This window comes from Streptomyces sp. E11-3, from assembly GCF_046540415.1.
Lineage (GTDB): Bacteria > Actinomycetota > Actinomycetes > Streptomycetales > Streptomycetaceae > Streptomyces.
Window position 1 is genome coordinate 3693370 of sequence record NZ_JAZGRL010000001.1, and the last position, 24787, is coordinate 3718156.

General features: G+C 71.2%; 22 protein-coding genes. 6 read left to right on the forward strand and 16 right to left on the reverse strand.

The window, feature by feature from the left end; translation table 11 throughout:
- Positions 1–108 precede the first annotated feature (108 nt).
- Genes U9R90_RS16930 through pdhA (U9R90_RS16940) form a run of 3 tightly spaced genes read right to left on the reverse strand, consistent with a single transcriptional unit; the run spans position 109 to position 3740 of the window.
- Entirely contained in the window at positions 109–1584 is a 1476-nt protein-coding gene (locus tag U9R90_RS16930) for a dihydrolipoamide acetyltransferase family protein (RefSeq protein WP_411057283.1), read from the reverse strand.
- Positions 1585–1587: 3 nt separating this feature from the next.
- Positions 1588–2568 carry an alpha-ketoacid dehydrogenase subunit beta gene (locus U9R90_RS16935; protein WP_411057284.1) on the reverse strand — a complete coding sequence of 327 codons (981 nt, stop codon included), beginning with the start codon at positions 2566–2568 and terminating at the stop codon, positions 1588–1590.
- 2 nt (positions 2569–2570) lie between these two features.
- Positions 2571–3740: a pyruvate dehydrogenase (acetyl-transferring) E1 component subunit alpha gene (gene pdhA, locus U9R90_RS16940; RefSeq protein ID WP_411057285.1), complete on the reverse strand. Its 1170-nt coding sequence runs from the start codon at positions 3738–3740 to the stop codon at positions 2571–2573.
- Positions 3741–4066: 326 nt separating this feature from the next.
- On the opposite strand from pdhA (U9R90_RS16940), the gene U9R90_RS16945 reads away from it, so the two are divergent.
- Together U9R90_RS16945 and U9R90_RS16950 are read left to right on the forward strand one after the other, a co-directional pair.
- The gene (locus U9R90_RS16945) at positions 4067–4726 is read left to right on the forward strand and encodes a response regulator (RefSeq protein ID WP_411057286.1); all 660 of its coding nucleotides are present in this window, start codon (positions 4067–4069) and stop codon (positions 4724–4726) included.
- 207 nt (positions 4727–4933) lie between these two features.
- Positions 4934–5347 (forward strand): pyridoxamine 5'-phosphate oxidase family protein, encoded by a 414-nt coding sequence (locus U9R90_RS16950; RefSeq protein WP_411057765.1) that lies wholly within the window; start codon positions 4934–4936, stop codon positions 5345–5347.
- Positions 5348–5393: 46 nt separating this feature from the next.
- Here U9R90_RS16950 and U9R90_RS16955 read toward each other — a convergent pair whose 3' ends face one another.
- Positions 5394–6980: a protein kinase domain-containing protein gene (locus U9R90_RS16955; RefSeq protein ID WP_411057766.1), complete on the reverse strand. Its 1587-nt coding sequence runs from the start codon at positions 6978–6980 to the stop codon at positions 5394–5396.
- A 415-nt stretch (positions 6981–7395) separates the two neighbouring features.
- On the opposite strand from U9R90_RS16955, the gene U9R90_RS16960 reads away from it, so the two are divergent.
- Entirely contained in the window at positions 7396–9063 is a 1668-nt protein-coding gene (locus U9R90_RS16960; protein WP_411057287.1) for a protein kinase domain-containing protein, read from the forward strand.
- A gap of 12 nt (positions 9064–9075) precedes the next feature.
- On the opposite strand, the gene U9R90_RS16965 is transcribed toward U9R90_RS16960, so the two are convergent.
- The gene (locus tag U9R90_RS16965) at positions 9076–9441 is read right to left on the reverse strand and encodes a hypothetical protein (RefSeq protein WP_411057288.1); all 366 of its coding nucleotides are present in this window, start codon (positions 9439–9441) and stop codon (positions 9076–9078) included.
- On the opposite strand from U9R90_RS16965, the gene U9R90_RS16970 reads away from it, so the two are divergent.
- A complete protein-coding gene (locus U9R90_RS16970) occupies positions 9440–9709 on the forward strand; it encodes a hypothetical protein (protein WP_411057289.1) in 270 nt (89 codons plus the stop codon). The genes U9R90_RS16965 and U9R90_RS16970 overlap by 2 nt on opposite strands.
- A 262-nt stretch (positions 9710–9971) precedes the next feature.
- Here the strand turns inward: U9R90_RS16970 and U9R90_RS16975 are convergent, their stop codons facing one another.
- From U9R90_RS16975 to pdhA (U9R90_RS17015), 9 genes are all read right to left on the reverse strand, one after another.
- On the reverse strand, positions 9972–10532 hold the full coding sequence (locus tag U9R90_RS16975; protein ID WP_411057290.1) for a bacterial proteasome activator family protein: 561 nt from the start codon (positions 10530–10532) through the stop codon (positions 9972–9974).
- Positions 10533–10619: 87 nt separating this feature from the next.
- Positions 10620–11309 carry a hypothetical protein gene (locus tag U9R90_RS16980; RefSeq protein WP_411057291.1) on the reverse strand — a complete coding sequence of 230 codons (690 nt, stop codon included), beginning with the start codon at positions 11307–11309 and terminating at the stop codon, positions 10620–10622.
- A gap of 174 nt (positions 11310–11483) precedes the next feature.
- Positions 11484–12461, reverse strand: a complete 978-nt coding sequence (locus U9R90_RS16985) for an NAD(P)H-quinone oxidoreductase (protein ID WP_411057292.1) — start codon at positions 12459–12461, stop codon at positions 11484–11486.
- Positions 12462–12506: 45 nt separating this feature from the next.
- Positions 12507–13607 carry a potassium channel family protein gene (locus U9R90_RS16990; RefSeq protein ID WP_411057293.1) on the reverse strand — a complete coding sequence of 367 codons (1101 nt, stop codon included), beginning with the start codon at positions 13605–13607 and terminating at the stop codon, positions 12507–12509.
- Positions 13608–13650: 43 nt separating this feature from the next.
- Positions 13651–15225: a molybdopterin molybdotransferase MoeA gene (locus tag U9R90_RS16995; protein WP_411057767.1), complete on the reverse strand. Its 1575-nt coding sequence runs from the start codon at positions 15223–15225 to the stop codon at positions 13651–13653.
- Between the two features lie 254 nt (positions 15226–15479).
- The gene (locus U9R90_RS17000) at positions 15480–16466 is read right to left on the reverse strand and encodes an NTP transferase domain-containing protein (protein ID WP_411057294.1); all 987 of its coding nucleotides are present in this window, start codon (positions 16464–16466) and stop codon (positions 15480–15482) included.
- Positions 16467–16541: 75 nt separating this feature from the next.
- The gene (locus U9R90_RS17005; protein WP_411057295.1) at positions 16542–17933 is read right to left on the reverse strand and encodes a dihydrolipoamide acetyltransferase family protein; all 1392 of its coding nucleotides are present in this window, start codon (positions 17931–17933) and stop codon (positions 16542–16544) included.
- Positions 17933–18946 carry an alpha-ketoacid dehydrogenase subunit beta gene (locus tag U9R90_RS17010; protein WP_411057296.1) on the reverse strand — a complete coding sequence of 338 codons (1014 nt, stop codon included), beginning with the start codon at positions 18944–18946 and terminating at the stop codon, positions 17933–17935. The genes U9R90_RS17005 and U9R90_RS17010 overlap by 1 nt, the downstream gene beginning before the upstream one ends.
- Entirely contained in the window at positions 18943–20085 is a 1143-nt protein-coding gene (pdhA, locus tag U9R90_RS17015) for a pyruvate dehydrogenase (acetyl-transferring) E1 component subunit alpha (RefSeq protein WP_411057768.1), read from the reverse strand. The genes U9R90_RS17010 and pdhA (U9R90_RS17015) overlap by 4 nt, the downstream gene beginning before the upstream one ends.
- 174 nt (positions 20086–20259) lie before the next feature.
- Between pdhA (U9R90_RS17015) and U9R90_RS17020 the strand changes: the two genes are divergently transcribed.
- On the forward strand, positions 20260–20790 hold the full coding sequence (locus U9R90_RS17020) for an Lrp/AsnC family transcriptional regulator (RefSeq protein WP_411057297.1): 531 nt from the start codon (positions 20260–20262) through the stop codon (positions 20788–20790).
- A 28-nt stretch (positions 20791–20818) separates the two neighbouring features.
- Here the strand turns inward: U9R90_RS17020 and U9R90_RS17025 are convergent, their stop codons facing one another.
- Together U9R90_RS17025 and U9R90_RS17030 are read right to left on the reverse strand one after the other, a co-directional pair.
- On the reverse strand, positions 20819–21409 hold the full coding sequence (locus U9R90_RS17025) for a TetR/AcrR family transcriptional regulator (protein ID WP_411057298.1): 591 nt from the start codon (positions 21407–21409) through the stop codon (positions 20819–20821).
- Positions 21406–22926 carry a 3-hydroxyacyl-CoA dehydrogenase gene (locus U9R90_RS17030; protein WP_411057299.1) on the reverse strand — a complete coding sequence of 507 codons (1521 nt, stop codon included), beginning with the start codon at positions 22924–22926 and terminating at the stop codon, positions 21406–21408. Before U9R90_RS17030 ends, U9R90_RS17025 begins: the two co-directional genes overlap by 4 nt.
- Before the next feature lie 147 nt (positions 22927–23073).
- On the opposite strand from U9R90_RS17030, the gene paaN reads away from it, so the two are divergent.
- Positions 23074–24780, forward strand: a complete 1707-nt coding sequence (gene paaN, locus U9R90_RS17035) for a phenylacetic acid degradation protein PaaN (RefSeq protein ID WP_411057300.1) — start codon at positions 23074–23076, stop codon at positions 24778–24780.
- Positions 24781–24787 lie beyond the last annotated feature (7 nt).

Sequence of the window (24787 nt, forward strand, 5' to 3'; positions counted from 1 at the left end):
ACGGAGCCCGGTGGTGTCCCTGGGACACCACCGGGCTCCGTTCAGACCATCAGGCCGTCGTCAGACCATCAGGCCATCAGGCCATCAGGCCATCAGGCCATCAGGCCATCAGGCCCAGGTCATCAGCCGCTTCGGCTGTTCCAGGATCGCCGCGACATCCGCGAGGACCTTGGAGCCAAGCTCGCCATCGACCAGGCGGTGGTCGAAGGACAGCGCGAGCGTGGTGACCTGGCGCGGCTTGACCTTGCCCTTGTGGACCCACGGCTGGAGCTTGATCGCGCCGACCGCCAGGATCGCGGACTCGCCGGAGTTGAGGATCGGCGTACCGGTGTCGACGCCGAAGACGCCGACGTTGGTGATGGTGACCGTGCCGTTCTGCATGGCGGCGGGGGTCGTCTTGCCCTCGCGTGCCGTGGTCACCAGTTCGCCGAGCGACGCGGCCAGTTGGGGCAGCGTCTTGGCGTGGGCGTCCTTGATGTTCGGCACGATCAGCCCGCGTGGTGTCGCGGCCGCGATGCCCAGGTTCACGTAGTGCTTCTGGACGATCTCCTGGTTGGCCTCGTCCCAGGTGGCGTTGACGTCGGGGTTCCGCTTGATCGCGACCAGCAGGGCCTTGGCGATGAGGAGCAGCGGGTTGACCCGCACACCCGCCATCTCCTTGTCCTGCTTGAGCTCATCGACCAGCTTCATCGTCCGTGTCACGTCGACGGTCACGAACTCCGTGACATGCGGCGCGGAGAAGGCGGACCCGACCATCGCGGCAGCGGTGGCCTTCCGTACGCCCTTGACGGGGATCCGGGTCTCGCGCGCACCCTCACCGGCGACAGCGACGGGCTGCGGCTGTACGACGGGCTCGGCGACCGGCGCGACCGGGGCAGCCGGGGCGGGTGCCTCGGCAGGCGCGGGTGCCGCGGCCGCGTGTACGTCCTCGCGGGTGATGACGCCGTCCTTGCCGGTCGGGACGACCAGCGCCAGATCGACACCGAGGTCCTTGGCCAGCTTGCGGACCGGCGGCTTGGCCAGCGGCCGCTCGCCCAGGGCCGCGGCGGACCCGGCGGCCGGGCCCTCGGCCACCGGCGCCGGGGCGGGTGCGGGCGCCGGGGTGTGGCCGTTCAGCTCGGCCTGCACCGCGGCGGCGGCCGGGGAGCCACCCTGCGCCCCCGCGGCCTCCGCGGGCTTACGGGCCCGGCGCTTGGTCGAGCTCTGGGACACGCCGTACCCGACGAGCACCGGCTGGCGCCCCTCCGGCTCGGCCTCGGCCTCGGGCTCCGGAGCAGCAGCCGCAGCCGGGGCGGCGGCAGGCGCGTCACCGGACCCCGGCGCCACATCCACCGAGATGATCACCTGGCCGACGTCGACCGTGGTCCCCTCGGGAAAGCGCAGCTCGTGTACGACGCCGTCGAACGGGATCGGCAGCTCGACGGCCGCCTTGGCCGTCTCGACCTCGCACACCGCCTGGCCGTCGGTCACCGTGTCGCCAGGCTGGACGTACCACTTGAGGATCTCGGCCTCGGTGAGTCCCTCACCGACGTCGGGCATCTTGAACTCGCGAAAGCGCGTAGCAGTGTCAGTCATGGTCGGCACTCCTCAGTACGCAAGCGAGCGGTCGACGGCGTCGAGCACCCGGTCAAGGCCCGGCAGGTACTCCTCCTCCAGGCGCGCCGGGGGATACGGCGCGTGGTACCCGCCGACCCGCAGCACGGGCGCCTCCAGGTGGTAGAAGCACCGCTCCGTGATGCGCGCGGCGATCTCCGCGCCGGAGCCGTAGAAGACGGGCGCCTCGTGTACGACGACCAGGCGGCGGGTCTTCTCGACCGAGGCCTGGATGGCGTCGAAGTCGATCGGCGACATCGAGCGGATGTCGACGACCTCCACCGACTTGCCCTCCTCGGCGGCGGCCGCGGCGGCCTCCACGCAGACCTTCACCATCGGGCCGTAGGCGACCAGCGTGAGGTCGGAGCCCTCGCGGACGGTGCGTGCCTTGTGCAGCGGTCCGGGGATGGCCTCGGTGTCGACCTCGCCCTTGTCCCAGTAGCGGCGCTTCGGCTCGAAGAAGATCACCGGGTCGTCGCTCTGGATGGCCTGCTGCAGCATCCAGTACGCGTCCGACGAGTTCGACGGCGAAACCACCTTCAGGCCCGCCACATGCGCGAACAGCGCCTCCGGCGACTCCGAGTGGTGCTCGACCGCGCCGATGCCACCGCCGTACGGAATCCGGATGACGACCGGCATCTTGACCTTGCCGAGCGCACGGGCGTGCATCTTCGCCAGCTGCGTGACGATCTGGTCGTACGCGGGGAACACGAACCCGTCGAACTGGATCTCCACGACCGGGCGGTAGCCGCGCAGCGCGAGGCCGATCGCGGTGCCGACGATGCCGGACTCGGCCAGCGGGGTGTCGATCACCCGGCCCTCGCCGAAGTCCTTCTGCAGACCGTCCGTGACGCGGAAGACGCCACCGAGCTTGCCGACGTCCTCACCCATGATCAGGACCTTGGGGTCGGTGTCCAGGGCCTTGCGCAGGGATTCGTTCAGCGCCTTCGCGAGCGCCATCTTCTCAACAGCCATGGTTACTTGGCCTCCTCGGCGAAGGACGCCTGGTAGGCGGCGAACTGCGCGCGCTCCTCGTCGACCAGCGCGCTTCCATCGGCGTAGACATTCTCGAAGATCGCCATCAGATCCGGGTCCGGCATCGACCGCACGGCCTCCCGCACCCGCTTGCCCAGCGCCTCGCTCTCGGCGTCCAGATCCGTGAAGAAGGCCTCGTCAGCGGCCCCCTCGGCCTCCAGGTAGGTACGCAGCCGCAGGATCGGGTCCTTGGCCTCCCAGGCCTCCCGCTCCTCGTCCGCGCGGTACTTGGTCGGGTCGTCGGACGTGGTGTGCGCGCCCATCCGGTAGGTGAACGCCTCGACCAGGGTCGGGCCCTCACCGCGCCGGGCCCGCTCCAGGGCGGACCTGGTCACGGCCAGACAGGCCAGTACGTCGTTGCCGTCGACCCGTACACCCGGGAAACCGAACCCTTGCGCGCGCTGGTAGAGCGGCACTCGGGTCTGCTTCTCGGTGGGCTCGGAGATCGCCCACTGGTTGTTCTGGCAGAAGAACACGACCGGGGCGTTGTAGACCGCGGAGAACGTGAAGGACTCGGCGACGTCACCCTGGCTGGACGCGCCGTCACCGAAATAGGCGATGACCGCGGAGTCCGCGCCGTCCTTGGCGACGCCCATGGCGTAGCCGGTGGCGTGCAGCGTCTGCGAGCCGATCACGATGGTGTAGAGGTGGAAGTTGTTGCTGTTCGGGTCCCAGCCGCCGTGGTTCACACCACGGAACATGCCCAGCAGGTTCGCCGGGTCGACCCCGCGGCACCAGGCGACGCCGTGCTCGCGGTAGGTCGGGAAGACGTAGTCGTCCTCGCGGGTGGCCCGTCCGGAGCCGATCTGGGCGGCCTCCTGGCCGAGCAGCGAGGCCCACAGGCCCAGCTCGCCCTGGCGCTGCAGGGAGGTCGCCTCGGCGTCGAAGCGGCGGGTCAGCACCATGTCCCGGTACAGGCCACGCAGCTCGTCCGGGGTCAGGTCGATGGAGTACTCGGGGTGCTCGACGCGCTTCCCCTCGGGGGTCAGCAGCTGTACGAGCTCGGGCTGTGCACTGTTGTCCGCCGGCTTCGCCGCCGTCTTCTTGGCGGTCGCGCGCTTACTGCCGCTGGTGCGGCGAGGTTTGCGCGGGGCGGTGCTCTCCACGGTCACGTGTGCTCCTCCGTCGGTCCGGTCCCCGGGATCGACCGGGAGACCAGTGCGGCTCGCCTGAATCCGTGCCCGCGCACGGGGGTGGGGTGCGACTCGTACGGGAACAGGCGTGACAGGTGTCCCGGCGAGCGCCCTGCAAAAAGCACGTTACCCAGTGCAGCACATATCTGCGAAACCCCATTTGACCTGCGATTTTGCTTGGATTTCCAAGTAAATCGAGAAAGTCGTGAACAGGTACTGGTCACAGCCTTGCAGGGGGCCGGAACACCGGCACGTTATCCCGGTCCCCCACGGCACGGGAAGAGCCAATGTGTGAGACTGGCATCGTGCGCGAAGAGGGAAATATCACCGTATTCCTGTTGGATGACCACGAAGTCGTCCGCCGGGGCGTCCATGAACTGCTCTCCAGCGAGCCCGATATCCAGGTCGTCGGCGAGGCCGGTACGGCCGCGGACGCGCTGGCCCGGATCCCCGCGACCCGCCCGGATGTGGCCGTGCTCGACGTCCGGCTGCCGGACGGCAGCGGGGTCGAGGTGTGCCGGGAGATCCGTTCGCAGAACGAGGACATCAATTGCCTGATGCTCACCTCTTTCGCGGACGACGAGGCCCTCTTTGACGCGATCATGGCCGGTGCCTCCGGTTATGTCCTCAAGGCCATTCGGGGGAACGAGCTGCTGGCGGCGGTACGGGATGTGGCGGCGGGCAAGTCGCTGCTCGACCCGGTGGCCACCGCCCGGGTCCTGGAGCGACTGCGGGACGGCAACCGCCCCAAGAGCGACGACCGGCTGGCCAAGCTCACCGAGCAGGAGCGCAGAATCCTCGACCTGATCGGCGAGGGGTTGACCAACCGCGCGATCGGTGAGCGGCTGCACCTCGCCGAGAAGACGATCAAGAACTATGTCTCGAGCCTACTGTCCAAGCTGGGAATGGAGCGGCGCTCGCAGGCGGCCGCGTATGTGGCTCGGATGCAGGCGGAGAAGCGCTGAATTTCTGTGCGGGACCGCTGGACCGCTGGACCGCTGGACCGCGGGACCGCTGACCTTTACGCAGGACTTACGTCCCGGGTTCTGAGGACGGCAGGCCCTGTTTCGGCGCGGGGCCGGTGGCCGACAGTGGGAGCCATGCCGCCCGACAGGTCCACCACCGCGTCCGCCGCCGCGTCCACCTCCGTATCCGCCGACACGTCCCCCGACATGTCCTCCGGCCTGTCCGCCGACGCACTCCGCGCGATCGAGTTGCTCGGCCGTGTCGACTACGGCCGGGTAGCGACCAGCATGCGGGCGCTCCCGTTCCTCGCCGTCGCCCGGCACATCGTGCGCGACGGCCACGTCCTGCTCCGTATGCACCGGGGCTTCGGCTACCACCTGGCGTGCCAGGGCAGCGTCGTGGCCTACGGCGCCGACAACCTGAACCAGGGCGACGACGGACTCTGGTCGGTGCAGTGCGTGGGAACCTGCGAGGCTGTCGAGCCGACCACCGAGGAGCTGGAGCTCTTCGGACCCGCCCCGCACTTCGCGGACGGCGAGGCCTTCGACCCGGTCTATCTCCGCATCGAGCCGCAGGTCAGCACGGTGCACCGGCTGGAGGGCGGCTCCGCGCGGCGGTAGCCGCGCCTACGGCGTAGCGCCGCGGTCACCGCTGCGAGCCGTAGGCTCAGCCCTCGCCGCCGCCCGCGTCCGCACCACCGGCGTCCGTACCTCCGGCGTCCGTACCACCGCTGTCCGTACCTCCGGCGTCCGTACCACCGGCATCTGTACCGCCGTTGGCCGAGCCACCCGTCGTCGGGTCGACCGGGTCGTCCGTCGGGTCGTCCGTCGGCTCGTCCGTCGGGTCGTCCGTCGGGTCGTCCGTCGGCTCGTCCGTCGGCTCGTCCGTCGGCTCCTCTGTGGACGGGGTGGTCGGGTCCAACGACGTGGGTGGCGTCCAGCCGCCGTTACCGCCTCCCGTGACGCTGCCCGGCTGCGTCGGGCTGTGCGTGGTCGGCTCGTCCGTCGGCTCCTTGGACTCCTTGTCCTTGTCCTCGTCGCCCTTGTCCGGCGTCTTGGGGATCGTCGGCGAGTTGTCGGTCGTCGTACCACCACCGCCGTCGCCGGCGCCCTGCAGCGCCCAGGCGACACCAGCTCCGATCGCGAGCACCGCGAGCAACGCGACGATCCACATCTTGCTGCGGCCGCCACCACTGCCGCCGCCGTGCGCGTACCCGCCGTCGAAGCCACCGTCGTCGCCGGGCGGGCGGAGCATCGGCTGCGCCGCGGTACCGGCCTCGCCCGGGTGACCGAGCGCGGCACCGCCGACGCCCATCGCCGGCGTGCTGCCGCCCTCGTGCATCTCCACCGGGCCGGTGTTCCAGGTGCCGGTGTGGCCGCCCTGCTCCTGCAGCATCTGCAAGCCGTACTGGACCAGGCCGCGCATCTCCTCGGCGCTCTGGAACCGGTCGTCCGGGTCCTTGGCCAGCGAGCGCATGGCCAGGCCGTCCAGCTCGGGCGGCACCCCGTCGGACATCTCGGACGGCGGGATCGGCATGTCCTGGACGTGCTGGTAGACCACCGACAGCGGGGTCTCACCGGTGAACGGCGGACGCAGCGCGAGCAGCTCGTAGAGCAGACAGCCGGTCGCGTACAGGTCGGAGCGGTGGTCGACCGCCTTGCCGAGCGCCTGCTCGGGAGACAGGTACTGCGGGGTGCCCATGACCATTCCGGTCTGGGTCATCGTGTTGGACGCGCCGTGCAGCGCGCGGGCGATGCCGAAGTCCATGACCTTGACCGCGCCGCCATGCGTGATGATCACGTTCGCCGGCTTGATGTCGCGGTGCACGATGCCGTGCTGGTGCGAGTAGGCCAGGGCCTCCAGGACACCGGAGACGATGATCAGCGCCTGCTCGGGGCCCGGGGCCTCCGCGTTGATCAGCAGATCGCGGATCGTACGGCCCTCGACCAGCTCCATCACGATGTACGGGATGGTGTTGCCCCCGATGACATCCTCACCGGAGTCGTAGACCGCGACCACCGCGTGGTGGTTCAGACCCGCGACCGACTGGGCCTCACGGGTGAACCTGGCCTTGGAGATCGGGTCCTCGGCGAGGTCGGTACGCAGCAGCTTCACCGCGACCGTACGGCCGAGTCGTACGTCCTCCGCGGCGAAGACCTCGGCCATACCGCCCCGGCCGAGTCTGCCGGTCAGCCGGTACCGGCCGTCTCCGACCAGCCCGCCGTTGCCCCACAGCTCAGGCGCGTCTGACATCCCGCCGCCAGTCGCCTCGGGGTCGGACGGGCCCTGAGCGCGCTGCTGGTCCATCGGTCCTCGCCGTCGTTTCCTGTCGTAACTGCTAGCGTCCGGCCACGCTACAGCCTCCGCGGGGCAGGCCGGTTCGAGGTGGACCGGCCATCAAACCCGTTACCGCGAGTTACAGGCAAATCAGGTGCCCATGACGTAACGCTTCCGAGACGCTTGTTGCGCGTACGGTCACGGAACGGGCACCTGGCTTGACGTGCCGGGGCCCTCGGGCAGACTTGGCCGGGAATACTCGGGATCTACGGGCCTGAGGGCCTGTGGATGTTGTGGATGTACGGGACCTGAGGGCCGTGGATGTACGGGCCTACGAGACCTTACGCAAGCCTACGCACGGGATCATCGCGCCGATGGGGGACGCACAGACATGAGCCAGGACGGCGCACAGGGCCGCTACGCGGGGCAGACGCTCGCTGGCGGCCGCTACCAGCTGCGGGATCTCCTGGGCGAGGGCGGTATGGCCTCCGTCCACCTTGCGTACGACTCGGTGCTCGACCGGCAGGTCGCCATCAAGACCCTGCACTCCGAGCTCGGCCGCGAGCAGTCCTTCCGCGAGCGCTTCCGGCGCGAGGCCCAGTCGGTGGCCAAGCTCACCCACACGAACATCGTCTCGGTCTTCGACACCGGTGAGGAAGCGCTCGACGGCGCGACCATGCCGTACATCGTCATGGAGTACGTCGAGGGCCATCCGCTCGGCTCCGTCCTCGACCAGGACGTGCAGCAGTACGGCGCGATGCCCAGCGACAAGGCGCTCAAGATCACCGCGGATGTGCTGGCGGCGCTTGAGATCAGCCATGAGATGGGCCTGGTCCACCGGGACATCAAGCCGGGCAACGTCATGATGACCAAGCGCAACGTCGTCAAGGTGATGGACTTCGGCATCGCCCGCGCGATGCAGTCGGGCGTCACCTCGATGACCCAGACCGGCATGGTCGTCGGCACCCCGCAGTACCTCTCGCCGGAGCAGGCCCTGGGCCGTGGCGTGGACGCCCGCTCGGACCTCTACTCCGTCGGCATCATGCTGTTCCAGCTGGTCACCGGGCGGCTGCCGTTCGAGGCCGACTCGCCGCTGGCCATCGCGTACGCGCACGTCCAGGAGGAGCCGGTCGCGCCGTCCTCCGTCAACCGCTCGCTGCCGCCCGCCATCGACGCGATCGTCGCCCGCGCGCTGAAGAAGAACCCGAACGAACGGTTCCCCACCGCCGAGGCGATGCGCGACGAGTGCCTGCGCGTCGCCCAGTCCTTCCAGGCGGCCGCGCCGAGCATCGTGCCGGGCGCCCAGACGTCCAACGGCGCCGCGGTCGGGGCGACCGTCTTCCCGCCCCTCGACCAGTCCGGCCAGGCGCCCGTCCCCGGCAGCGTCCAGACCCCGTACCAGCCGAACGCGTACGGCGCCCCGACCCCGGCCCCGACGCCGGCACAGGGGTACGGCTACCCGCAGCAGCAGCCTGGGACAGGGGCCGGGTACCAAACCCCGGCGCCCACTCCCGCCCCCTACGCACCCGCACAGCAGGGCTCCCAGACCCCGCCGCCGTACATCGTGTCGCCCGCGACCCAGGCGGGTCACTCGGGTGGCGGCCGTAAGAGCAACATGCCGGTGATCGTGGGGGCGATCGTGGTCGCGCTGCTCGCGATCGGTGGTGTGGTCACGGCGATCTCGCTGAGCGGTGACGACGATGGCGGCAAGGACGACGCCGGGGGCAGCGGCGAGACGTCGCAGGAGCCTACGGCGGGGACGGGGCACAAGGGGCCGGACGAGACCCGGACGATCGAGACGACGAAGTGCTCAGAGCCCGACGTGGCAAGCGACGACGCGGACAAGATCAAGGTCCCGGACTTCCGGCTCAAGAACATCGACTCCGTGCAGGAGTGCCTCCAGGCAACCAAGTGGAAATGGAACTACGACAAGAAGTCGATCGACGAGAACACCTACGGGCAGGACACGGTGATGTATCAGCACCCGCCGGCTGGCACCGAGGTGGACCCCAAGGAGCTGCGGTTCACCCTGACCGTCTCGACCGGGGAGCCCGCGTAGTCGTATTCGCGGTCACAAGGCACTGAGAACGCAGCGAGCGGGGCTCGGGAACACTCTGTTCCCGAGCCCCGCTTCGCGTTCTGGCCCGAGGCTCGGGGAGTTACTCCTGGCCAGGACGGCCGCCGGGCGCCCCGCCCGGCCCACCGCCGAAGCGCTGGAGCCCCTGCTCGTTCCGACCTCGTAAATCTCGTACTGCTCGCCGCTCTTGATGTCGGCGGAGGAGTAGACGAGGTTCTGGACCGCTTTCGAGGTGACGAAGGTGGCGACCAACTCGCCGTCGGAGTCGACGACCTGCAGGGTCGTGCCCTCCGGCACGGACGCGTCGAGTGTGGCCGAGAGCCAGCCCTGCGCGGAGTCGGTGTCCGGGGCGACGACCATGCCGGAGCTTCCGGCTGAGACCGATGACGACGGTTCCGCCAGTGACGGCCAGGGAGTAGGCGCCTGCGGTCTCGCCGCCGGGGGCGCCGCCGGCGGCCGGACCGCCTTCGCCGCCTGGGCCCTGTCCCATCTCGCCGTTCCCGCCGTCTTCGGCCGCCGGGTCGTCCGTCGACGTGCCGCCCGCCGCGTTGATCCCGTCATCGCTGGAGACGATGTCGACCTTGACGCCGTTGATCGCGATGTCGACGCCTTCCAGGCCCTCCACTGAGGCCGTGACCCTCACCTTCCCCGCGTCGACCACCAGGTCGCCGTCCGCGTGTAGGCCGTCGTCCCCGCTGGCCACGGTGGTCGCGGCCCCGTTGAGGTGGACGGCCGCCCGTCACTGTGGACGGCGTCGTCGGAGGAGTCGGCCTTGACCGTGCCGCCTTCGAGGACGGTCATCACGCCGGACTTCAGGCCCTTGGCGGAAGCCTCGTAAAAAAACAGGGAGCCCGGCACGCATCCGCGTGCCGGGCCCCCCTTCGCACTCGTCAGAGGTACGGGCCTCCGGTGCGGCCCGCCGCGTGGCCGTGTTCCTCGTCCTCGTCGTGGCCGACGCCAGGCGGCAGCGCACGGCGCATCTGCTCCAGCTGGGCGCGTGCCGCCATCTGCTGGGCGAACAACGTCGTCTGGATGCCGTGGAACAGCCCCTCCAGCCAGCCGACCAGCTGGGCCTGGGCGATCCGCAGTTCGGCGTCGCTGGGCGTCGCCTCCTCCGTGAAGGGGAGGGAGAGCCGCTCCAACTCCTCGACCAGCTCGGGGGCCAGGCCGTCCTCCAGCTCCTTCACCGAGCTGGCGTGGATCTCCTTGAGCCGGACCCGGCTGGCCTCGTCCAGAGGAGCCGCGCGTACTTCCTCAAGCAACTGCTTGATCATGCTTCCGATCCGCATGACCTTGGCCGGTTGCTCGACCATGTCCGTCACGGGAACCTCGCGGGAATCGTCGTCTCCGCCGCCACCGAGGGCCATTCCGTCCTGTCCCACGACCAAGACCTGCGGGTTCTCCTGCGACCTGCCTGACCTGTCCGACCTGTCGTTCCTCGGCATCTCCATGCCGCCATTCTCTCGCACACCTGCATCACACCACGGTGGTGCCCCCGTTCGCCGGTGATCCACCATCTACGGGTCCAGCGGGCGCACTTATCGGCCGCGGCGCATCCGCAGGGCGAGGAAGGCCAGGCCGAGACCGATCAGCACCAGGCCGGTGCCGAGGGGCAGGGCGTGCAGGGCGGGTTCGCCGGGCTCGGCCACGGCCTGTCCGGGGGCGTCGGCCGCGGCGTCGACGTCGGTCTCGGGTGTGGGGGGTGGAGTGGGCGCGCGCGTGGGTGCCGTCTCGCGCTGCGGATTGTGTGGCTGTTGCTTCTGTGGCTGTTGGTCCTGTGGCCGCGGGTGCGCTTCGGCTTCCGGGGACTCGGCGGTGTCGGCGTCCGGTGCGGTGTGGGACGGCTCCGCTGACGGGTTCGTACGGGCGGACTCGTTCGTACGGGCGGACTCGTTCGTACGCGAGGACTCGCCGGAAGGGGACGCGTCGGTGGACGGCGACAGTGACGGCGACCCGGGGGCCCTGGGGGCGTCCGGGCTCGCGGTGGGCGCGCCCGAGCCCCGTCCGGTGTCGCGGGGGCGGGACGACGGGGCGCCCGTCGGAGCCGTACCGCTGTCCCTCGCCCGTCCTGGGGGCACGGAGGGTGCGGAGTCGGGGCGCCCCGGTCGCTCGCGCCCCGCGCCGGGGAGGCTGCCGGCCCGCGACGTCTCCGGTGCGGGCGAAGGACGCTCGGCGTTGGCGGCCGGGGCGGGGCCCAGGAGCAGGAGGAGCAGGACCAGGACTGGCATCGCGAGGAGCGACGCGGGTCCCCCGGGGCGGAGAGAACGGAGCGGTGGGTTCACGCCGGTGCCCCCTCCCGTGCCGAGTCGCCGAGTCGCCGAGATCCGTACAGCCAGCGTCACACGAGGCGACAATTCCGGCATCCCGGCCATGATCCCGGCCACCGCCCCGGGCCCGCCGGGCTACCGCGTGAGCAGCACCTTGCCCACGTGCCCGCTCGCCTCCAGTACGCGATGGGCCTCGGCCGCCTCGCTCATCGGCAGCGTACGGTCGACGACCGGGCGGACCCGGCCCGCGCCGATCAGCGGCCAGACGTGCTCCCGTACCGCCGCGACGATCGCGGCCTTCTCCTCGCGGGGCCGCCCGCGCAGCGAGGTCGCGGTGATCGCGGCCCGCTTGCCCAGCAGCGCGGCGAGGTTCAGTTCGCCCTTGACGCCGCCCTGGAGGCCGATGATCGCGAGCCTGCCGTTGACGGCGAGGGCCTTCACGTTCCGGTCCAGGTACTTCGCGCCCATGATGTCGAGGATGACGTCGGCGCCCGCGCCGTCCGTGGCCCGGCGGATCTCCTCGACGAAGTCCTGCTCGCGGTAGTCGATGAGGATGTCCGCGCCCAGTTCCGCGCAGCGCCGCAGCTTCTCCTTGCCGCCCGCCGTGACCGCGACCGTGGCGCCGACGGCCTTGGCCAGCTGGATCGCCATGGTGCCGATGCCGCTCGATCCGCCGTGTACGAGGAGCGTCTCACCGGGGCGCAGGTGGGAAATCATGAAGATGTTTGACCAGACCGTACAGGCGACCTCGGGGAGCGCGGCCGCCGTCACCAGGTCGGTGTTCTCGGGCAGCGGCAGCAGCTGTCCGGCCGGTACAGCGACCTTCTCGGCATAACCGCCGCCGACCAGCAGGGCGCACACCTCGTCGCCGACCGACCAGCCGCTCACACCGGGGCCGAGCGCGGCGATCCGGCCCGAGCACTCAAGCCCCGGATAGGGGGAGGAGCCGGGCGGCGGGTCGTAGAAGCCCTGCCGCTGGAGCAGGTCGGCGCGGTTGACGGCGCTGGCCGCCACCTCGACCAGGACCTCGCCCTCGCCGGGTACGGGGTCGGGGACCTCCGCCCAGACGAGCGCCTCGGGTCCACCGGGTTCCGGGATCGTGATCGCATACATGGCGGCGAGGCTACTCGTCCTGTCGCCCCCGCCGCCGTACAGGCCTCAGAGGTTCTTCGGCGGGCGGATCGGGGCAACCGGGGGCGTCGGTGTGACCCGTACGATCGTGATCAGACGGTCCGTCAACTGCAGCGGGCTGGCCAGCGGATCGTCGTATCCGAGCAGCCGGTGTCCGCGCACCACGCTCACCACGAGGTCCTCGGTCTCCCGGACGCTCTTCCCCGCCTCGGCCTTTATCACCGGCCGCTCGATGAGATCGAGTCCGCTGCCGTGCTGGATGAGGTCCTCCAACACGTTGCCCGCGCGCGGGCTCAGCACCGACAGGCCGAGCAGTCGACCGGCCGCGCTGGCGCTGGTGATGACGGCGTCGGCGCCCGACTGGCGCAGCAGCGGGGCGTTCTCCTCCTCCCGTACGGCGGCCACGATGTTCGCGGGACGGTTCATCTGCCGTGCGGTCAGGGCCACCAGCACGGCGGTGTCGTCGCGTTGGGTGGCGATGACGATCTGACGGGCCTTCTGCGTCTCGGCGCGGAGCAGGACATCGCTGCGGGTGGCGTCGCCCACCACGCCCGCGAAGCCCTCCGCCGTGGCGGCGTCGACGACCTTGGCGTTGGGGTCGACAACGACGATCTTGTCTTTGCTCAGCCCTGTCGCCAGGAGGGTCTGGACGGCGGAACGGCCCTTGGTGCCGAAGCCGACGACGACCGTGTGGTCACGCAACTGGGACCTCCAGCGTTTGAGCCGGAACTCTTCCCGAGTGCGCTCAGTGAGCACCTCGAGCGTCGTTCCGACCAGGATGATCAGGAAGACCACACGCAGTGGGGTGATCACCAGGATATTGACCAGCCGGGCGGAGTCGCTCACCGGGACGATGTCGCCGTAGCCCGTCGTGGAGAGGCTGACGGTGACGTAGTAGGCGATGGCGAGCAGGCTGACCTCGCCGTCCTCGGCGTTACCGTCTCGGTATCCATCGCGGTCGAGGTAGACGACGAACATCGCGGTCAGCAGCACCAGGAGCGCCATGGCCAGCCGGGTGAGGACCTGGCGCAGGGGATGCGTCACGACGCGGCGCGGCAGCTTCACCTTGTAGGTCGTCAGGTGCTCGTCGGCCTGGCGCGCGATCGCATCCTGGCCGGGAAGTTTCACGTGAAACGCTCCTCACCTACGGCGCTCACGGCCACACCCTCGTTCAACACATCCCCCATGGCAGTTCCAGAATCTCCAGCTCCTGACCCTGCGGCGCCCCGCCGGGTGGTACGACCGCGAGGCCGTCGGCCACCGCGACACCGCGCAGCATCGCCGGGCCGTTGAAACGCAGAGGTACGGCCTCATCAGCACGAAGGGTCACGGGCACCAGCCGGGTATCGTACGGATGCCCGTGGATCTCGTCTCGCGTGGGGGTGCGCAGCGGCTCTGGTGCGAGGCCCCCTGACAGCGTACGGAGCAAGGGTTCCGCCAGCGTCAGCAGGCCGGATACGGCGGCGAGGGGGTTGCCCGGCAGGCCGACCAGGTGCCGGTTGCCGTCGAGGCGGGCCAGCAGCATGGGGTGTCCGGGGCGTACCTGGACGCCGTCCACCAGGAGTTCGGCGCCCAGGGCGCGCAGCGTGGGGTGGACGTGGTCGACGGGGCCTGCGGCGGTGCCGCCCGTCGTGACCACCAAGTCGGCTGCGGATTCCGCGATCGCCTGGTGCAGGGCCTGCGCGTCGTCGCCGAGTCTTTGTACGGCGGTGACTTCGGCGCCCAGTGCGCGCAGCCAGGAGGGCAGCATGGGGCCGAGCGCGTCCCGGATCAGGCCGTCGCGCGGGAGGCCCTCGGTCAGCAACTCGTCGCCGAGTACGAGTACTTCGACGCGGGGGCGGGGGAAGACCGACAGCGCGTCATATCCCGCGGCCGCGGCGAGGCCGAGTACGGCGGGGGTGACCGGCGTGCGCGCGGGGAGCAGCAGGTCGCCGCTGCGGCACTCCTGGCCGCGCGGGCGGATGTCCTGCCCGGGTACGACCTCGCGCTGGGCGTGCAGCCTGCCCTTGTCGTCGGCGCGGCCGTGTTCGCTGCGGAGTACGCCGGTGGCGTCCCGGGGGATGCGGGCGCCCGTGGCGATACGGACCGCTTCGCCGTCGGCGAGGGGCTCGGGGAGCGCGTGACCGGCGAGTACGCCTTCGGCGCGTACGGTCCAGGGGCCCGGGCCCGCGACGGCCCAGCCGTCCATCGCGGAGGTGTCGAAGGAGGGCAGGTCGGTGAGCGCGGTGAGGGGGGCGGCGAGCACCAGCCCGAGCGCGCGGTCCAGGGGGACGGAGGGGGCGAACTTCTCGGTCCCGGCCTGCCCGGCGGTGGCTTTCTCGGCGATGGCCTTCCCGGCTGCGGCTTTCTCGGTTGCGGCTCTCTCGGCTGCGGCTTTCTCGGCTGCGGCGCGGGCGGCTCGTCCGGCCGCTTCGGCGCGGCTGCGGGCCTTGGGCCAGGGAGTGTCGTGCGGGCGGTGCTTTTGCTGATGGCCGGAGGTGGGAGCGGGCACGGTGGCGGACCCGGTGGGGCTCGGGGCGGGCTGCCCCTTGGCGCTGGTGTGCTGGGCGGCAACCTGCCGGTCGGCTGGGCTGGAGCTGGGGCCGGGGCCGGGGTGCCCTTGCGCCGGGCTCGGACCAGGGTGCGCGTGCGCCGCGCGGCCCCGCTCTGCGTCGGCACGCGCCTCCCTGACCAGGGCCAGGGCATCGTCTACGGCCAGATCCTGGTCGTCGTCGGTCTCGGCCTCGGCTTCTGGGGCGCTCTGCAGGGCCTGGCCGTCCCAGGCGTGCCGACTGTCCTGGCCGTCCTGGCTGGCCTGGGCTTGCCGGGCGCCGTGGCTGTCGCGGCCGTCCGAGACAGGCAGGGCGTCCTGGCTGGCGCGGCTCTCCCAGGCATGCAGAGCATCCTGGCTGGCGCGGCCGTCCCGTCCGTCCCAGGTGTGCCAGACGTCCCAGCCGTCCCGAGCGTCATGGCCACCCCAGACGTGCCGGTTATCCCGGCCGTCCGACGCGTCGTGCCCGGTCATCCGGCGTCCGACCCCGTCGCGGACCGGCCTTCGCCCGTGCCAATCCCACCCGACCCGGCCTCGCCCGACCCGGCACCGCCCGAACTGGCCCCGCCCGAGCCGACCTCGCCCGTCCTGGTCTCGGCCGCCCTTGCCTCGTCCGCCCAGCGCGCAGCGAGCGCCGCGGCCTTGCGGGTCGCATCGGCGACGGCCTCCGGCCCGCCCTTGGCCTGTGCGGCCGCGTACCCCACAAGGAAGGTGGTCAGCGGCGCGGCCGGCCTGGCCACGCCGTGTGCCGCGTCGCGTGCCAGGTCAAGCAGCCCAGCGGTGTCCACGTCGAGGTCGATGTCCAGTTCGTTCTTGACTGCGGCAACCCATTCATTCAGCACGTACTCATGCTCCCTGATCCGCGCGCGGGCTTCGGCGATGTCCTCCCAGGTGTCGCAGTCGAATGCGGCACGCGAGTCATCGGGTCCGGTGACCCTGGCGAGCGCGAGCTCGGCGGTGAGCAGGCGCAGCGGCAGCCCGGTCAGGCCATTGTGCCTGGCGGCGAGCAGCGCGATCTCCCGGCGCAGCGGCTCGCTCCGGTACGCGGCGACCAGCGGCTGGTCCCGCCCGTCGGGGTCGACGAGCAGCGCCCCGTCCACCGGCTCGGCGGAGAGCGCGGCCAGCAGGCTCCGTACGGTCGGCTCGCCCAGGAAGGGCAGATCGGCGGAGAGGACGAGCACGCTCTGAGCGGTCGTCCCGCGCAGCCCGGCGTCGAGCGCGGCGAGCGGCCCGCCGCCGGGCGGGTCCTCGCGCACCCACCGCACGGGCCGGGCGGTGGGCCTGCGGTCCGCCACGACGACCGTGGCGGCGGCGCCCGAGCAGGCGGCCAGCACCCGGTCCAGCAGGGACCGGCCGCCGACCCGCACTCCGGGCTTGTCCACACCGCCGAGCCGCCTGGCGGCACCTCCTGCCAGCACTACGGCGTCATACGAGGTCATCCCCCGAGGTGAGGTCATGCCCCGAGTATGGGTCCCCGGCGGATCATTGCCACCCCTGCGGGCAGGGCAGGGGTGACAGGGCAGGCGCGGTGCCTACAGGGTGCGCAAGAGCACGGCGGGCTGTTCGACGCAGTCCGCCACATAGCGCAGGAACCCGCCGGCCGTCCCGCCGTCGCACACCCGGTGGTCGAAGGTGAGCGAGAGCTGCACGACCTGGCGCACCGCCAACTCCCCCTGGTGCACCCAGGGCTTGGCGACTATGCGTCCCACACCGAGCATGGCCGCCTCGGGGTGGTTGATGATCGGCGTGGAGCCGTCGACGCCGAACACGCCGTAGTTGTTCAGCGTGAAGGTCCCCCCGGTCAGGTCGGCCGGGGCCAGCCGCCCCTCCCTCGCCACCTCGGTCAGGCGCCCGAACTCGGCGCTGAGGGACTCCGCGTCGCGTGCCTGGGCGTCGCGTACGACGGGGACGACCAGACCCCGCTCGGTCTGCGCGGCGAAGCCGAGGTGCACCGCGCTGAGGAGTACGACCTCACGGGCCTCCGTGTCGACCGTGGAGTTGAGCTCCGGGTACCGGGCCAGGGCCGCGGTGCAGATCCGTGCGAGCAGCGCGAGTACGGAGATCTTGGGGCCGCCCGAGGCGTTCATGGCCGCGCGGGCGTTCATGAGCTCCGTGGCATCGGCGTCCACCCAGCAGGTCGCGTCGGGGATCTCGCGGCGGCTGCGGGAGAGCTTGTCGGCAACGGCACCCCGTACCCCGCGCAGCGGAACCCGCTCCCCGGGCGCGGCGACAGCCGATACGCCGGGCTCGGCCACAGCGGCCACAGCGGTCCCAGCAGCCCCAGCGGCCACAGGCGCGGCGCGCCGCGCTTCGGGCATCCGGGGAGTCCGGGCGGCCCGTAGCGCGTACTCGACGTCGGCGCGCAGGATCAGCCCGTCGGGCCCGGAGCCCGTCAGCTCCCGCAGGTCGAGGCCGTTTTCCCGGGCCAGCCTGCGCACCAGCGGCGAGATGACCGGCACCGGTCCCTCCTGGTCGACGGGGTCCGCTCCAGCACCCGGCCGGGCTGGGCCGGACGGCACGCCCACCGCACTGGCGGGCCGCACCCGGCGCCTGCGCGCCGGTGCCGCGCCCGTGCCATAGCCGACCAGGACATTGCCCGACCCCTCGGCCTCCGCCGCCTCGGAGTCCCGGCCGGCATCCGCGGCTGAGCCCGTGCCGGAGTCCGCGGCCCCGGCGGGTTCTCCCACCGCAACGGTCAACAGGGGCGCGCCCACCGGGAGTTCCTCACCCTCCGCGCCGAACCGCGCGGTGACCACGCCCGCGTAAGGGCAGGGCACCTCGACCATCGCCTTGGCCGTCTCGACCTCGACCACCGGCTGGTCGACCGCCACCACATCGCCCACCGCCACCAGCCAGCGGACGATCTCCGCCTCGGTGAGACCCTCACCGAGATCCGGCAGCTTGAACTCCAACACCTGGGCCATCAGCTCTCCGCCTCCCACTGCAACCGGGCCACCGCGTCCAGGATGCGGTCGACTCCCGGCAGATGGTGCCGCTCCAGCATCGGCGGCGGATAGGGGATGTCGAACCCGGCCACCCGCAGCACCGGTGCCTCCAGGTGGTGGAAGCAGCGCTCGGTGACCCGAGCCGCGATCTCCCCACCCGGACCGCCGAAGCCGCCCGACTCGTGCACCACGACCGCGCGTCCCGTCCTGCGCACCGAGGCGCAGACCGTCTCGTCGTCGAACGGCACCAGCGAGCGCAGATCGACGACTTCCAGGTCCCACCCCTCGGCCTTCGCGGCCTCGGCCGCTTCCAGGCAGACGGGCACGGACGGGCCGTACGTGACGAGGGTCGCGCTGCGTCCAGTGCGCCGCACCACGGCCCGGCCTATGGGATCAACGGACGGCGGTGCGTCCGGGTTCCAGGAGTCCTTGGACCAGTACAGGCGCTTCGGCTCCAGGAAGACGACGGGGTCGTCGGACGCGATGGCGGCCCGCAGCAGCCCGTAGGCGTCGCCGACCGTGGCGGGCGTGACGACATGGAGCCCCGGAGTCGCCATGTAGTACGCCTCGGAGGAGTCGCTGTGGTGCTCGACGCCGCCGATCCCGCCGCCGTACGGCACCCGGATCGTGATCGGCAGCGGCATCGCGCCCCTGGTGCGGTTCCGCATCCGCGACACATGCGAGATCAGCTGCTCGAAGGCGGGGTAGGCGAACGCGTCGAACTGCATCTCCACGACCGGCCGCAGCCCGTACATGGCCATGCCGACCGCCGTGCCCAGGATGCCCGCCTCGGCGAGCGGGGTGTCCGTACAACGGTCCTCGCCGAACTCCTTGGCCAGTCCGTCGGTGATTCTGAAGACGCCGCCGAGAGTGCCCACGTCCTCGCCCATCACATGGACGGCGGGGTCGTCGGCCAGCGCGTCGCGCATGGCGCGCTGGAGCGCCTGCGCCATCGTGGCGGGCTTGGTGCCGCTGTCGGCCACGGTGGTCATCGGTCGGCCTCCGCGTCCAGTTCGGCGCGCAGCTGGGCGGCCTGCTCGCGCAGTTGCGTGGTCTGCTCGGCGTACACGTGCGTGAACAGGTCCATCGGGTCCAAGGTCGCGTCCTCGTTCATCCGGGCACGCAGTCCGGCGGCGAGCTCCTCGGCGGAGTCCCGCGCGGCCTGCGCCCGGTCGTCGTCGAGCAGGCCGCGGCCGGTCAGCTCCTCTTCGATGAGGGTGATCGGGTCGTGCGCCCGCCAGGCCTCGACCTCGCCGTCGCCCCGGTAGCGGGTGGCGTCGTCGGCGTTCGTATGGGCCTCGATGCGGTAGGTCACCGCCTCGACGAGGGTCGGGCCTCCGCCCACACGCGCGCGGTGCGTGGCTTCGCTCAGCACCTGGTGGACCGCGGCCGCGTCGTTGCCGTCGACCAGGCGGCCCGGCATGCCGTATCCGACGGCCTTGTGGGCGAGGGAGGGCGCCGCGGTCTGCTTGGCGAGCGGCACGGAGATCGCGAAGCCGTTGTTCTGCACCAGGAAGACCACCGGCGCCTGCCACACGGCGGCGAAGTTCAGCGCCTCGTGGAAGTCGCCCTCGCTGGTGCCGCCGTCACCGACCAGGGCGAGCGCGACCACGTCGTCACCCTTGAGGCGGGCGGCGTGCGCGAGCCCCACGGCGTGCGGGAGCTGGGTGGCGAGCGGGGTGCACAGCGGCGCTATCCGGTGCTCGCGGGGGTCGTACCCGGTGTGCCAGTCGCCGCGCAGCAGCGACAGCGCCTGTACGGGGTCGAGGCCGCGGGCGACGGCGGCGAGGGTGTCGCGGTAGCTGGGGAACAGCCAGTCGCGCTCTTCGAGCACCAGCGCGGCGGCGACCTGGCAGGCCTCCTGGCCGGTGCTCGACGGGTAGACGGCGAGGCGGCCCTGCTTGGTGAGGGCGGTCGCCTGCGCGTTGTACCTGCGGCCGCGCACCAGCTCCCGGTGCAGCCTCAGCAGCAGCTCGGGGTCGGCATCGGCCGCGGCCGGTGTGCCCAGGACGCGGTACGGCTCGGCGTCCGGCAGCAGCGGCGCGGGGTCCGTACGGGGCTTCCAGGCGGGAGGCGGGGTGGGCCGGTAGGCCCCTCGCTCCGCCACGACCGTCGTGCTGTGCTTCTTCACCGCGTGCACCTCCTCGTAGGAGCGATCGGGAGAGGCGCGGTGTGTGATGCGCCTCACCTACCGATTGTTCGGTCGTCAGCACATTTTGGCTACAGGCACCTCCAGGCTGTGGACAAACGGTTCTCCACAGCCTGGGATAGATGCAGTACGTCCATGGTAGAGAGGCGGGGGGACATGGCATCTGAACGAATGGCCGACGACGGCGGCACCACCGGCTCCGCGGCGGGTTCCGCAGGTGGCCCCCCTGGGGAGAACCCGCCCCGCCCGCTGGACTCCATCGACCGCGACATCCTGCGGATGCTGCAGACAGACGGTCGCGCCTCGATACGCTCCGTGGCCGAGCGGGTCCATGTCTCGCGCGCCAACGCCTACGCACGTATCAACCGCCTCATCGAGGACGGCGTGATCCGCGGATTCGGCGCCCGGATCAACCACGAGCGCGCGGGCCAGGGCGCCTCCGCCTACATCACGCTGAAGATCGTGCAGAACTCCTGGCGCACGGTCCGCGAGCAGCTGCGGGCCCTGCCGGGCGCCGCCCATATCGCGCTGGTCAGCGGCGACTTCGACGTACTGCTGCTGGTGCACACGCCGGACAACCGGACCCTGCGCGAGCTGGTGCTCACCCGGCTGCAGTCGATCCCCGAGGTGCTGAGCACCCGCACGCTCCTGGTCTTCGAGGAGACCGACCTGGACCCCGAGGCCTGACGACCCGGGGCTGAGCTGTCGGTACGGCTCAGGCAGCCGTACGCAGCCCGCCGAAGGCCAGCTGGACGACGGCGTCGGCGACTTCCTCGCTGTCCGCGCCCTGGTGCTCGGGGCGGTACCACTCCGCGATCGAGTTGATCATGCCGAAGAGCAGCCTGGTCGCCAGCCTGACCTCGACATCCGCCCGCAGATCACCGTCCACGACCGCGGCCTTGAACAACTCGGCGACCTGGTGGTCGAACTCCCGGCGCCGCTCCATGGCCCACTGCTCGGTGGCGGTGTTGCCCCGTACCCGCAGCAGCAGCGTGACGTAGGGGAGCTCGGCCGTCAGCACCTGGACCATGCGCCGGGTGACGTACTCAAGACGCTCCACGGCACGCCCCACGCGCGCGTGCTCCTCGTCGAGAATCCCGAAGAGCCCGTCCAGCGCGCGGCTGACGGCGCGGCGCAGCAGCTCCTCCTTGCCCGCGACATGGTGGTAGATCGAGGACTTGGAGATCCCGGCGGCCTTGGAGAGGTGCTCCATGGAGGTGCCGTCGTATCCGCGCTCGTTGAAGATCCGTACGGCGACGGCGAGGAGCGTCTCGGGGGTGTAGGTGTCGCGCTTGGGGGTGGTCATGGGCGGGACCGCTTCTCGTGGAGGTTGGCCTGGCGCTGCAGCGCCAGGGACGCGCCGTACCGGCCGCCGGGGTGGATGAACTCCATCGCCAGCAAGAGGTTCCTGGCCCAGTCGGGCCCGAGCTCCTCGCTCCACTCCCAGGGCCCTCGGGGGTAGTTGACGCCGAGCCTCATGGCCGTGTCGATGTCCTCCGCGCTCGCCACCCCCCGGCTGACGGCGTCAGCGGCGAAGTCGACGAGCATCGCGACCGTCCGCGCCACGATCATGCCCGGTACGTCGCCGATGACGCTGACCCGTTTGCCCAGCCTCTGGAAGAGGCCGATAGCGGCCCGCAGGTCCCGTGGGTCGACGTCCGCGCCGGGCGCGAGGGCGATCCGGGTGCAGGTCCGGTAGTCCAGGGCGAGGTCGAAGTGGATGTACTGGCCGACCGGGTGGCCGGTGGCGACCGTCCCGTCGGTCAGGATCAGCGCGGCCCCGTGCGGCAGGGCGATGAAGTCGTCCGGCTGGTCGGACTCGTGGTCCAGGACCGTGATCCCCGCCTCCGTGAGCATCGCGCGCAGCGGCTCGGCGGGACCGAGGTCCCCCTGGATGGCCACCGTGTCCGGGGCGTCGCAGGCGGGCTCGGTGGACGGTTCCGGACGCTCGGCGCCGTCGGCGTACGCGTACCAGCCCCGCCCCGACTTCCGCCCCAGCCGTCCGGACTCCACCAGCCGCCGCTGCGCCAGCGACGGCGTGAACTTCGGGTCCTGGAAGAAGGACTCCCACACCGAGCGGGTGACGGCCTCGTTGACGTCCTGGCCGATCAGGTCGGTCAGTTCGAACGGGCCCATCCGGAAGCCGCCGCACTCGCGCAGTACGGCGTCGATGGTGGCGGGATCCGCGGCCCGCTCCTCGTACACCCGCAGCGCCTCGGCGTAGAAGGGGCGGGCGATGCGGTTGACGATGAACCCCGGCGTGTCGGCGCAGCGCACCGGGGTCTTGCCCCAGGCCTTCGCGGTCGCCTGCGCGCGCGTGGCGGCGGATTCGTCCGTGGCGAAGCCGCTGATGACCTCGACCAGCGGGAGCAGCGGCGCGGGGTTGAAGAAGTGCAGCCCGACGAAGCGGCCGGGCACCCTGAGGGCGCCGCCGATCGCCGTGACGGACAGCGAGGAGGTGTTGGTGGCCAGCAGGCAGTCATCGGACACGATGCCCTCAAGCTCGCTGAAGAGCCGCTGCTTGACGTCCAGTTGCTCCAGGATCGCCTCGATGACGAGTCCGGACCCGGCGAGCTCGGCGAGGCTCTCGGCCGCGCCGAGGCGGGCCGTCGCGGCGTCGCGGTCGGTGGCGCTGAGCCTGCCCTTCTCGACGAGCCGGTCCAGGCGCGCGGTGATCGCGTCGGCCGCCGTCTTCGCACGGCCGGGCACGGTGTCGTACAGCCGCACGGGATGACCGGCGACGAGTGCGACCTGGGCGATGCCCTGGCCCATGGTGCCGGTGCCCACCACGGAGACGGGGCTGCTGCGATCGATGGCTGTCATGCTCGCGATCCTTCCGCACGAGTTATCCACAGGTTCGCCCGGCCCCCTTGTCCCGACCGATCGTTCGGTTACTCTAGCCGTGTCCGCCTGTTCCTGCCCAGCTCGCCGACTCGAAGAAGAGTCAGCCCTACAAGGAGTTGGTCCTCCATGGCCGTCGAACTCACCGCGCAGCAACTGATCGAGAAGCACCGGCCCACTCTCGACCAGGCGCTCGAAACCATCCGCACCCGCGCGTACTGGTCCCCGCACCCCGAGCATCCGAAGGCGTACGGCGAGCACGGCAGCCTGAGCGCGGCGGACGGCAAGGCGGCCTTCGACGCGCTGCTCGGCAACCGCCTGGACCTGGACCAGCCCGGCACGGACGGCTGGACGGGCGGCGAAGTCTCGCCGTACGGCATCGAGTTGGGCGTCCAGTACCCGCACCCGGACATCGACGCCCTGCTGCCCGCCATGCGCGCGGCAATCCCGTCCTGGCGCGATGCGGGCGCGGAGCTGCGTGCGGCGACCTGTCTGGAGATCCTCGCGCGGATCAGCGCGCGCACCCACGAGTTCGCGCACGCGGTCATGCACACCAGCGGCCAGGCCTTCATGATGGCCTTCCAGGCCGGTGGCCCGCACGCCCAGGACCGCGGCCTGGAAGCGGTGGCGTACGCCTACGTCGAGCAGGCCCGCACCCCGGACGCGGCGGACTGGAGCAAGCCCCAGGGCAAGCGCGACCCGCTCAACCTCAACAAGCGGTTCACCCCGGTCCCGCGCGGCATCGCCCTCCTGATCGGCTGCAACACCTTCCCGACGTGGAACGGCTACCCGGGCCTCTTCGCCTCCCTGGCCACCGGAAACCCGGTCCTGGTCAAGCCGCACCCGCGCGCCGTGCTGCCGCTGGCGCTGACCGTCCAGGTCGCCCGCGAGGTGCTCGCCGAAGCGGGCTTCGACCCGAACCTGGTGGCGCTCGCCGCCGAGCAGCCCGGCGAGGGCATCGCCAAGACCCTGGCCGTACGCCCCGAGATCAAGATCATCGACTACACGGGGTCCACCGCCTTCGGCGACTGGCTGGAGACCAACGCCCGCCAGGCGCAGGTCTACACGGAGAAGGCGGGCGTCAACACGGTCGTCATCGACTCCACCGACGACTACCAGGGCATGCTGGCCAACCTCGCCTTCTCGCTCTCCCTCTACAGCGGCCAGATGTGCACCACCCCGCAGAACCTGCTGATCCCCCGCGACGGCATCACCACCGACGCCGGAGCCAAGTCGTACGACGAGGTGGTCTCCGACCTCGCGGGCGCGGTCTCCGGACTCCTTGGCGACGACGCACGGGCGAACGCCCTGCTCGGCGCCCTGGTCAACCCCGATGTGCGCACCCGCCTCGACGCGGCCCCTGGATTCGGTGAGGTCGCGCTGCCCTCGCGCGAGGTCGGCAACCCGGAGTTCCCGGACGCCGTGGTCCGTACCCCGGTGATCGTCAAGCTCGACGGGGCGCGCAAGTTCTGGGAGTCGACCGACGCCGAAGCGGCCTATCTGAACGAGTGCTTCGGCCCGGTGTCGTTCGCGGTGGCCGTGGACTCGGCCGCGGACGCGGTGGAGCTGCTGCGGCGCACGGTGCGCGACAAGGGCGCGATGACGGTCGGCGCGTACACGACCTCCGAGGAGACCGAGCGCGCGGTGGAGGAGGTCTGCTTCGAGGAGTGCGCCCAGCTCTCCCTGAACCTGACCGGAGGGGTGTACGTCAACCAGACCGCGGCCTTCTCGGACTTCCACGGCTCGGGCGGCAACCCCGCGGCGAACGCGGCGCTGTGCGACGGCGCGTTCGTGGCCAACCGGTTCCGGGTGGTGGAGGTGCGCCGGGAGGCGTGAGACCGGG

Coding starts and splice junctions, on each gene's coding strand:
- U9R90_RS16935 (WP_411057284.1), bottom strand. CDS start 2,568: ATGGCTGTTGAGAAGATGGCGCTCGCGAAGGCGCTGAACGAATCCCTG.
- U9R90_RS16950 (WP_411057765.1), top strand. CDS start 4,934: ATGTCCTCCGGCCTGTCCGCCGACGCACTCCGCGCGATCGAGTTGCTC.
- U9R90_RS16955 (WP_411057766.1), bottom strand. CDS start 6,980: ATGTCAGACGCGCCTGAGCTGTGGGGCAACGGCGGGCTGGTCGGAGAC.
- U9R90_RS16960 (WP_411057287.1), top strand. CDS start 7,396: ATGAGCCAGGACGGCGCACAGGGCCGCTACGCGGGGCAGACGCTCGCT.
- U9R90_RS16970 (WP_411057289.1), top strand. CDS start 9,440: ATGCCGGAGCTTCCGGCTGAGACCGATGACGACGGTTCCGCCAGTGAC.
- U9R90_RS16965 (WP_411057288.1), bottom strand. CDS start 9,441: ATGGTCGTCGCCCCGGACACCGACTCCGCGCAGGGCTGGCTCTCGGCC.
- U9R90_RS16975 (WP_411057290.1), bottom strand. CDS start 10,532: ATGGAGATGCCGAGGAACGACAGGTCGGACAGGTCAGGCAGGTCGCAG.
- U9R90_RS16980 (WP_411057291.1), bottom strand. CDS start 11,309: ATGCCAGTCCTGGTCCTGCTCCTCCTGCTCCTGGGCCCCGCCCCGGCC.
- U9R90_RS16985 (WP_411057292.1), bottom strand. CDS start 12,461: ATGTATGCGATCACGATCCCGGAACCCGGTGGACCCGAGGCGCTCGTC.
- U9R90_RS17000 (WP_411057294.1), bottom strand. CDS start 16,466: ATGACCTCACCTCGGGGGATGACCTCGTATGACGCCGTAGTGCTGGCA.
- U9R90_RS17005 (WP_411057295.1), bottom strand. CDS start 17,933: ATGGCCCAGGTGTTGGAGTTCAAGCTGCCGGATCTCGGTGAGGGTCTC.
- U9R90_RS17010 (WP_411057296.1), bottom strand. CDS start 18,946: ATGACCACCGTGGCCGACAGCGGCACCAAGCCCGCCACGATGGCGCAG.
- U9R90_RS17020 (WP_411057297.1), top strand. CDS start 20,260: ATGGCATCTGAACGAATGGCCGACGACGGCGGCACCACCGGCTCCGCG.
- U9R90_RS17025 (WP_411057298.1), bottom strand. CDS start 21,409: ATGACCACCCCCAAGCGCGACACCTACACCCCCGAGACGCTCCTCGCC.
- U9R90_RS17030 (WP_411057299.1), bottom strand. CDS start 22,926: ATGACAGCCATCGATCGCAGCAGCCCCGTCTCCGTGGTGGGCACCGGC.
- paaN (WP_411057300.1), top strand. CDS start 23,074: ATGGCCGTCGAACTCACCGCGCAGCAACTGATCGAGAAGCACCGGCCC.